Origin of the sequence: Streptomyces sp. Y20 (assembly GCF_043195475.1) — a bacterium.
In the GTDB taxonomy this organism is placed as follows: domain Bacteria; phylum Actinomycetota; class Actinomycetes; order Streptomycetales; family Streptomycetaceae; genus Streptomyces.
The window spans coordinates 1-466 of the sequence record NZ_JBIDDP010000042.1 but is presented as its reverse complement, the minus strand read 5'-3'; the positions used below and the strand labels follow the sequence as shown (position 1 = coordinate 466).

The following is a 466-nucleotide window of genomic DNA, read 5'->3' as shown; positions in this document are numbered from 1 at the left end:
CATTATATTATTAAGACTAAAATCGACAGTCAAAAAGGAAGGTAACTATGATGAAGACATTATTTTCAGGTGTACAGCCAAGCGGTATTCCGACAATCGGAAACTACCTGGGCGCATATAAACAATTTACTGAACTACAGGACCAGTATGACTCTTATTTCTGCATCGTCGACCAGCATGCAATCACAGTGCCCCAGGACAGATTGAAACTCCGGGACAACACGAAAACATTGGCGGCAATCTATCTCGCGTCCGGACTTGATCCGGAGAAGATCACTTTATTCATCCAGAGTGAAGTCCGGCACATGCAAAAGCGAGCTGGATGCTGCAGAGTTTGAGCTACATCGGTGAGCTTGAACGCATGACACAGTATAAAGATAAGGCGCAGAAGCAGAGCTCAAAGGACGGCATCAACGTCGGACTGCTTACCTACCCTACATTAATGGCAGCGGATATTCTGCTGTAC

At 45.7% G+C, this 466-nt stretch carries 1 pseudogene; it reads left to right on the top strand.

Annotation, left to right across the window (positions count from 1 at the left end):
- Positions 1-47: 47 nt before the first annotated feature.
- Positions 48-466, top strand: a pseudogene (locus ACGFT1_RS35755) (tryptophan--tRNA ligase); the annotation flags it as partial.